Source organism: Lacrimispora sp. YZC11 (assembly GCF_057543815.1).
The window spans coordinates 144,602-153,562 of the sequence record NZ_BAAJYQ010000008.1; the positions used below are offsets into that span (position 1 = coordinate 144,602).

Consider the following 8,961-nt stretch of genomic DNA (forward strand, 5'->3'; position numbering starts at 1 on the left):
ACTACCTTCCTTTCTTTTATCTGCGCTGTTTTTATGAACCCTGAACCATAATGTTAAGGATTACCTCATCCGTTTCTTTCATCCCATCCTTTGCCAGTGTAATGACCCCATCCACTGTCTTTTGAACGTTCTCTTTTACAATCCCTTCTCCCGGAAGAAACACATGTCCGTTCATGGATAAATAACTGGCCATAATTGCCGCATCAACACTGGAAGCGATCTTGGCCGCACAGGAAGCACTTGCTCCGTCGCATACAATCCCTGAAGTATTTGCCAGTGTGTTGATAATTGTATGTTCGATCTGTTCCCTTGTTCCTCCCATCAAATAGGTGATCCCTGCCCCGGCACCGGCCGCCGCACTGACCGCTCCGCAATAGGCTGACAATCTGCCCATACGGTATTTCTGATAAATAGCGATTAAGTTGCTGAGCACAAGCGCCCGATATAACTCTTCTTCACTGCTTCTGAGGGTTTTAGCATATTCAATGACCGGAAGAGACACAGTCATTCCCTGATTGCCGCTGCCGGAGTTAATGACTACCGGTAATTCGCATCCGTTCATTCGGGCATCAGACCCAGCAGCAGCCACTGCCTTTGCTCTGATTTTCACATCATCCCCATACACTTCAAGAAGTGTCTTTCCAATCTGGGCTCCGTAACAATTGGAAAGCCCGTCACGTGCAATATTGGTATTGCACTGGATTTGTTCCTCTATCAACCCCCTTATTTTTTTAATGTTGACCTGTTCTGTAAATTCAAATATGGAATCCATATCCAAATAGCTATAATCTGCCGATTCCTCCTCGGCTGCCAACTCCCTTTCAAAAAGGATCTGCCCGTTTTTCTCGATTTTGACTATACCAAGATGGGTCCGCAGCAGCTCCAACTTGACCTCATCCTTTCCCTGCCTCATAGTTACAACAATATGTAGTTTTTCACGGGTATCCAGAAGTTCCACCTGGCATATCTTCTCCTGAAGCATGATCTTTGCGATCTGTAAGTCCTGTTCTGCTACTGTGGTCAAGACCTCCAGTCCTCTGTCCGGATCTCCTCCCACTGCCCCAACAGCGGAAGCCGCCTCAATTCCCCTCATGCCGCCGGTCATGGGAACCACAACTGCTTTTGCATTCTTTATAATGTTTCCGCTGCAGGATATGATAATTGTTTCAGGGACAGCCCCCAGGTATCTTTTCGCTGTGGCACTTGCAAATGCAATTGCTATGGGCTCTGTACATCCCAGTGCTTTTACCAGCTCAGTTTCTAAAATGTGAATCAAATGCTTCTCTGTTACTTTCTGCATGCTCCTCCTATCTACTGTGCCGCCAGCAAACAGTTGATATTTCGTTTTTATTAGTCTGATTTTGCTTAGCTTTCATGGTTACAGTATATCATCTGGCCATTTACATTGCAATTTATTTTTGTATATTTTAACTAAAATACAGCATTTTCAGCGCTTTTATTAGTTAATTTATACATTTATTTCGCATATATTATTAGTTTTTGATAGATATATATACTAAAATGTATCATTATGACACACTTGTTTTTATTAAGTATGAAACAGGAAAGGAAATCGATTATTGGATGCGGGACTGGGGGAATGGAGAATATTAAGCGGACATAAGATTTTGTTATTGGATGAACAGAGTATAGTTTTCATATAAGCATGATAAAGCACCACTTGAAAGGAAAGACTTGCTTGTAACGTTTAAAGGGCTATGGAAATCTAGTTGAAGAAAATGCAGAAAAAGCATAGAGGGAAACAACGAAACTCTTCCCATAAGCCATGATTCAATTTATAATTAACTAAATTAAGAATCGGAGAAAGGAATGAACAATAAACATATTTTGTTATTCTTGCAAATGACACCACCGCAGGAACAGGTTAGCCATCATCCCAACACCTTTCGTAGAGATATGCTTGTCTTTTGCAGTCAGGAAAATGGCAAATCATGTGGCAGGCCTTATCCGGTGTTTCCTCTTGATTGGGGTCTGCAGATTCTTATTATTGTTGGATTTCATCTTAGGATTCGTCAGAAGTTCCATAGGAACAAAGCCTTCCTTGATCTATCCGAATAAGAGCTATATATATTGCTAAAACAGGAAAATGCCGCCGTTTCGTATCACCAACGGCAGCATTATTTATCGGCTTATTTCTTTTGTTAAAACTCTAATTATTGTTTCTATAACGTGTATTAATTCTATAAATTCTTGGTCGCTCTTGCCAGTTGGGTCACTCAATCCCCAATCCTAACGACGCATACAGGGCAGGATTGTGCATTGGACGTTACAGCTCATTGTCACTACAATGTCCACGGATGGGATTTCTAAACGCTGCCTTTACCATATCATCCGTCCTATCAAAGCGTTAACAAACGGTCGCCTTTGATTTCTTCGGCACTCCATGTAATTAACGCAAATTTACCTCCAGCATGTTTATCAACACGGTTAAGCCATTCAACCTCATTTGCCGCCTTTGCTGCCAACATGGGATTGGTGGTGTCCGTGCCGTACAAGGATTGGTTGATAATCCACCATTGAGTGGATATACCTGCGCGCTTCAAATCGTCCTCCAATCGCAATGCCTCATAAACAGGTGTTGCTTCGGGGAGGGTCACAATAAGAACCTCGGTTTCATCAGATTTCAGCCGTGGCAGGAGCTTTTTCACTGATTCAGGGATTTCACCTTTTGTTCGCTGGATTTCATGATTGTAACTTTGTGTGGACTCCAGCAAAAGCAGGGTATGACCGGTAGGTGCGGTATCAATTACCACTACCTGATCGTCGGCCTTATCTACTATTTCTGCAAAGGCACGAAACACTGCTATTTCCTGTGTACAGGGGGAACGCAAATCTTCTTCAACATAGGCAATATCCCCATCGTTCATACCAGACGCGCGGGCCTTGTCAAGCACTTCGGACTGGTATTTTTTCAGTTCTTCCGCCTCGTCGATATGACTCATAGAAACGCCACAGCTTTCGTCCAGTACAAATCTCAGATGTGCGGCGGGGTCGGTGGTTGTAAGATGGACTTTTTCTCCCCGCTTTGCAAGGCCCAACGCGACAGCTGCGGCAACAGTAGTTTTTCCTACGCCTCCTTTGCCCATCGTGAATATAACACGCTTACCGCTTGCCGCCAGTTCGTCGATCACATTATTTAACGTAGGAACATGAATGGCGTGCAGCGTTTCCGTGTGTGCAGTCACATGGTCAGTATGCAGCAAGGCACGCACATTTTCCAGTCCCGTAACGTTATAGGCACGTAAGGGTACCATATGGAGCGGAAGTGTTTGCAAACTTTTCGGCATTGCGTTAAGTGCGGTCCGCTGTTTCTCATACAGGTTGGAAGAAAGCAAATCGTTGTATTCAGTCAGTACACCATTGATAACCAGCATTTGATTGTTAACGCCTAGTGAAGAAAGTTCACCGGAAGCACGCGCTGCTTCTTTGAACGGTGCTGTTTCGGGGCGTGTCACAAGGATTAATGTGGTCAGGTTCTCGTCTGCCAGAGTTTCCACAGCCTGCTTGTAAATCGCCTTTTTGCTTTCCAAGCCGGAAAGCTGGCCCAAACAGGACGCACCGTGAGTGCTTTCACTAATAAAATCACTCCATGCGGACGGTAGCTGGAGCATACGCAGAGTGTGGCCCGTGGGTGCGGTGTCAAAAATAATATAGTCATATTCCTGTTGTACCTTGCCATCTGTAATAAAACTGGAAAATTCATTGAACGCTGCAATCTCCACGGTGCAGGAACCGGAAAGCTGTTCCTCCATATTAGCGAGAACAGCGCCAGGAAGTTTGCCGCGATAGGGGGCAATGACGCTTTCCCGATATTCAGCTGCGGCTTGTATTGGGTCGAGATTCGCCACAACCAAGTTAGGCACGTCGGGAATCGGAGTCCCCTTGTTTGTTAGCTCCATCGAAAATACGTCTTGTAAATTAGAGGCAGGGTCGGTACTGATTAGCAGCACCCGCTTTCCGCTGTCTGCAAGTGATACAGCGGTGGCGCAGGCAACGCTGGTTTTTCCCACGCCGCCCTTGCCGGTATAGAAAAGGTATTTTGTAAGTTTGATAGTACGTGGATCAAATAAATTCACTTTAGCAGCAACCCCCTTTGCAGCAGCAGCCATCATTTCCCTGTGCCTTTTCCACTGGTTTCCCCAGCAGATCGGCGGGCAGGCCAAACCACTCTGTAAACTCCGCATTGGTAGGGTATTTGCCGATTAAAACGATTTTTCCGTCGATTATGGTTATGGGCAAGCCGTCTGGCCCTTTGTCGTTGAGGAAGTCACTCACGGCCTTATTATTCACAAACTCCATTGGTGCGCTGTTGAGATTAAAACGATCAACGGTTACGCCGTGCTTTTTCAAGGTATCAAGTACAGTAGATATACGAAGTATTTCAGGGTCAACCCCTACTCCGCAAAGTCCAGTTGAGCAGCACATAGCAGGTTCAAAAATTTGCATTGTTTTCATAAAGTTACCTTCTTTCATTGAATTTATTTTAGAATCGCTTCCCGTGAAGAAACGTTCCAGATTAGCAGGCAGCGCGTAGGGGAGGCTATCATGCGGGCCCCCCCATAAATTGCGCCCAAGATACCATCTATAACCATTTCTTTTGACGACTGATCGTAGGTTTCGCCCTCATACGTAAATGTTCTGGAATCCACATTGTCACCGAAAATTCGCCGCAGCTTCAACAATTGTTTTCGGTGACGCTGCCACAGATATCAAAACCATTCACCCGTATGGTCGGGGAGTTTAAAAAGTGATATTACCCTGCAAGTTCCTTTGTAGTGATGTTGACATTGTTGACTATAACTTGATAGTCCAGCGCGTTCAGCACACGGGAAAGCTCTGCAAGAGCCTCATTTAAAGTGCTTTCCGTAGCCATGCAACGATCACAGGTACTCAAGTCCAGTTACAGAAAATTAATTCTTATTTTCTTTAACATGGTTTGTTTCCTCCTTTGGAAACCATTTTTGTGTACTGTTTGCGATTTTTACTAATATTAACATGACGGGCACTTCGGTCAAGACCCCAACGGTAGTGGCAAGGGCAGCGGCGGAACTGGTACCAAACAGGGCGATTGCCACGGCAACAGACAGTTCAAAAAAGTTGGACGCACCGATCATTCCAGCTGGTGCGGAAATGGAGTATGGCAGCTTCAGCAGTCGGGCGGCAAAGTAAGCGATAAAAAAAATAATGAACGTCTGAATAATTAAAGGTACAGCAATTAAAACAATGTGGAGAGGATTGCGGATTATGGTTTCGCCTTGGAACGCAAAAACCAGTACCAGCGTTAATAATAGACCTATAGTTGTAACACCATCAAATTTATTAACAAAAGTATTGTCGAAATATTCTTGACCTTTCTTTTTGATTACCAATGTTCGGGTCAGCATTCCACCTACCAGTGGAATTACCACAAACAGCACCACCGATAAAATCAGAGTATCCCATGGTACAGCAACATTGGAAATGCCAAGCAGAAATTTTACAATAGGAACAAATGCTACTAAAATAATAAGGTCGTTCGTCGCTACCTGTACGACGGTATAAGCCGGATTTCCTTTCGTTAAGCTGCTCCACACAAATACCATCGCAGTACATGGGGCAGCTCCCAAAAGAACCGCGCCTGCCAGATATTCCGTTGCCAAATCTGGCGAGATAAATGCTTTGAAAATCACAAAGAAAAACAGTGAGGCTATTGCATACATGGTAAATGGCTTAATAAACCAGTTAGTAACCCACGTGACAAACAGTCCTTTGGGATTTTTGCCAACATTTTTAATGCTTTGAAAATCCACTTTCATCATCATAGGGTAAATCATTAGCCAGATTAAAACTGCCATCGGTATAGACACTTTTGCATATTCAAACTGATTCATAAAAACGGGAATAGCTGGGAAAAACCTTCCTATTAATACGCCTATCACCATGCAGAGAATAACCCATACGGTTAGATATTTTTGAAAAAAGCCTATGTCTGTTTGCTTTTCAGATTTCATATAATCATACTCCTGTCATATTGAATTTTTTCTATGTTATGACGATTTTTTTGTCGATGCCAAATTACCCCTAGGGAACATGACACCGACAGCGGCGGTGACAATAATGCATCTATATATCACCACCTTTACGATGGCATATGCAATCGGGTTTTGAAGTGAACACCTCTCCTAACTGCTGATAAAAAACTTGTAGGCGTTCATCATTTAATGAGTAATAGATCCACTTGCCTTCCGGCCTTGCTTTCACCAACCCCGCGTCCATCAACACTTTCATATCATGGGATAGGGTCGGCTGGGTAATATGAAATCTCTCCAAAATCTTACAGGCGCACAGCTCCCCACATGAAAGCATATCAACAATTCTCAATCGTTTGGGGTCGGACAAAGCTTTTAGGACTTTGGCATTCTGAATGTATTTTTCTTCCATAGGACAACCTCACATAGAATATTTTCTATATATTATCATATGCCTCAAATTAAAAAATGTCAATACGGTTTTCTATTATATTTCAAAGTGTAAGGATCAATTTATGGCTAAATGTTGGGAGCACGAACATTACTGTCATTCGCAAACCTGTATAAAACAAGGTGTAACGCACACTGTCTACCGTGCGTCTACAGCTTGTCTACAAATTAGTTTGTTTGAAAAGAAAGCTGTTAAGGGTTCTGTAGTAACAACGCTTACCCTTATAGCTTGGACCAGAAAAGAAAACAACTCAAAATAGAAATGGCGCCTTCCATCTTGTTTACACCCGCAGGAACCAGATCGAGTTCCTGGGTTCTAAATTTAATTTTCTCAATTCTTATAATGCTCATAATTTCCTTTCTGCCTTTTGGGCAATAAAAATAGTCCCAATAAGGGACTGGTTTACAAGTTAATTTAATTCGGTAAATTTACATTATACATGATATATGTATCATTATAGCCATGTGGTAATCTTCTCAGAAATTTGAGGAAAACCAAAGTACTCAGATTCTCTTGCATGATATTTCTTTTATAAACTGGTATAATCTCTCTGTTTCATCTTTTAAATAAGGACGTTTCATTATCAACTCAGCATATCAATTATATGATTTCATCCTAAATTCACGATCTTCAAACGTAAGAATTAAACCAGATGTATTAACACAGTATTTTTGTATGGTTTTATTAACCTGATGACCTGTTTCGTCATATATCGTCACAAACCATCTACTAAGTTCAGGAGAATACTCTTTAAGAGCTTTCTCATATTTATTTAATCGTTCATTTTCTTCTGCAGAGTGATTTTCAGCACCTTCCAAGGGAAGATAATAGCTAAAATATTCAAATATGTAATCAATGGATTTTTTAATATTACTTACCTTTAAATTCATTTAGATGATCTTCCGTTTTCCTTCTGGCTACGTATTCTTCTAATCTTATCATTCTTTATTAAGCTTTCCGACCAACGTAACGGACAAAGTATACTTTCCATTCTTTAATTTAGAATTAGAAATATTGAACGTTCCACTTTTCTTAGTACCTATTAAAATATACTTTTCAGATCGATTCTTCAACATTTCTTGTGGTATTTCAGAATTATCAGGATATCCCATATCAAAATAATTCGCTATCGCTTCCTCAATTTCATAATGTTCAAACTTTCAACTTCACACTTGAAATGTGTTTTAGTATTATCCATATTGTACCTTCATATTTATTTTGAGCGAATCTCATAAGTATCATCTGTATATTCAGCTTTACTCACTTTAATTATAAATGATGATTACATAATTGTTCACAATTTTAAACACTAATTCAATTCTATGGATCATATTTCTATCTGCACTATTATTATATGTTGACTTTAGAGAATGTCAATACATCAAATATGTTAATTTTTCAAGCACGAATATTGCATTACCCCGCCCTGATCTGGCAATCGCACACATAAACAGAATGTACTTAACAGAAAAAGCGGGCCCGGAATACCGAAGCCCGCTCTTAACATTAACTATCTTTCATATTCGTCATACTTGTCATACTCGTCATACTCATCATACTCGCCATACTCATCGTTCTTTTCACATTCGTCACATTCATTTTCTCGCCGACTATCTTTACTATATTCGTCTTTAGATCCTTCCCAGTAGGTTTCTTTTTTTTGCTTGCACCAGTCGCATTCGCGTTCGCATTCGCATTCGCATTCACATTCGCACTCGCATTCATGTTTTGGTTTGCACTCACATTCATGTTTTGGTTTGCACTCGCATTCATGTTTTGGTTTGCACTCACATTCATGTTTTGGTTTGCACTCACATTCATGTTTTGGTTTGCACTCGCATTCATGTTTTGGTTTGCACTCGCATTCATGTTTTGGTTTGCACTCACATTCATGTTTTGGTCTGCACTCGCATTCATGTTTTGGTCTGCACTCGCATTCATGTTTTGGTTTGCACTCGCATTCATGTTTTGGTCTGCACTCACATTCATGTTTTGGTTTGCACTCACATTCATGTTTTGGTTCGCACTCACATTCATGTTTTGGTCTGCATTCACATTCATGTTTTGGTTTGCAATTCTTAAAACTTAATCTACATTTAAAAGTATCGCTACTCATATACTTAGACTCCCTTCAAGTCGTACTACACAATATTATATGGGACTAGTAAGCGGGGTGTGAATTTTGAGAATGGGTAGAAAAAAGGCCCCAGTTCAGATCACCGGAGCCCACTTTGTTGGAGTGATATTATAACAATAAATACTTTATACAATATAATGTATGCAGTAATTGGTAAAGCAAAAACTTTAAGTACTTTTATTTATGTAAACAAAATGAAGGTTCCCGAAACCCGGAAACCCCCATAAACACTACATTTTCTTAAGAGCGCGAGACGGGACTCGAACCCGCGACCCCGACCTTGGCAAGGTCGTACTCCACCAACTGAGCCACTCGCGCTTATCTTCTTTAACTTTTTCTTTTGA

The 8,961-nt window shown here is 41.4% G+C and carries 8 protein-coding genes and 1 tRNA gene; all 9 read right to left on the bottom strand.

The window, feature by feature from the left end; genetic code table 11:
- Nucleotides 1–31: 31 nt before the first annotated feature.
- The gene (locus AC27IJ_RS12875) at nt 32–1,300 is read right to left on the bottom strand and encodes an L-cysteine desulfidase family protein (RefSeq protein ID WP_312447916.1); all 1,269 of its coding nucleotides are present in this window, start codon (nt 1,298–1,300) and stop codon (nt 32–34) included.
- Nucleotides 1,301–2,360: 1,060 nt separating this feature from the next.
- On the bottom strand, nt 2,361–4,133 hold the full coding sequence (gene arsA, locus AC27IJ_RS12880) for an arsenical pump-driving ATPase (protein WP_487149205.1): 1,773 nt from the start codon (nt 4,131–4,133) through the stop codon (nt 2,361–2,363).
- On the bottom strand, nt 4,099–4,476 hold the full coding sequence (arsD, locus tag AC27IJ_RS12885) for an arsenite efflux transporter metallochaperone ArsD (RefSeq protein WP_487149207.1): 378 nt from the start codon (nt 4,474–4,476) through the stop codon (nt 4,099–4,101). Before arsD ends, arsA begins: the two co-directional genes overlap by 35 nt.
- 298 nt (nt 4,477–4,774) lie before the next feature.
- Nucleotides 4,775–4,915 carry a DUF2703 domain-containing protein gene (locus tag AC27IJ_RS12890; protein ID WP_487149209.1) on the bottom strand — a complete coding sequence of 47 codons (141 nt, stop codon included), beginning with the start codon at nt 4,913–4,915 and terminating at the stop codon, nt 4,775–4,777.
- A gap of 16 nt (nt 4,916–4,931) precedes the next feature.
- Nucleotides 4,932–6,011 carry an ACR3 family arsenite efflux transporter gene (gene arsB, locus AC27IJ_RS12895; RefSeq protein WP_313153889.1) on the bottom strand — a complete coding sequence of 360 codons (1,080 nt, stop codon included), beginning with the start codon at nt 6,009–6,011 and terminating at the stop codon, nt 4,932–4,934.
- 112 nt (nt 6,012–6,123) lie between these two features.
- On the bottom strand, nt 6,124–6,441 hold the full coding sequence (locus AC27IJ_RS12900; protein ID WP_312447921.1) for an ArsR/SmtB family transcription factor: 318 nt from the start codon (nt 6,439–6,441) through the stop codon (nt 6,124–6,126).
- 635 nt (nt 6,442–7,076) lie between these two features.
- Nucleotides 7,077–7,370, bottom strand: coding sequence for a hypothetical protein (locus AC27IJ_RS12905; RefSeq protein WP_487149211.1), 294 nt, complete (start codon nt 7,368–7,370; stop codon nt 7,077–7,079).
- A gap of 616 nt (nt 7,371–7,986) precedes the next feature.
- Nucleotides 7,987–8,541 (bottom strand): hypothetical protein, encoded by a 555-nt coding sequence (locus AC27IJ_RS12910; protein ID WP_487149213.1) that lies wholly within the window; start codon nt 8,539–8,541, stop codon nt 7,987–7,989.
- A 321-nt stretch (nt 8,542–8,862) separates the two neighbouring features.
- Nucleotides 8,863–8,935: transfer RNA gene (locus AC27IJ_RS12915), tRNA-Gly, on the bottom strand.
- Between the last annotated feature and the right edge of the window lie 26 nt (nt 8,936–8,961).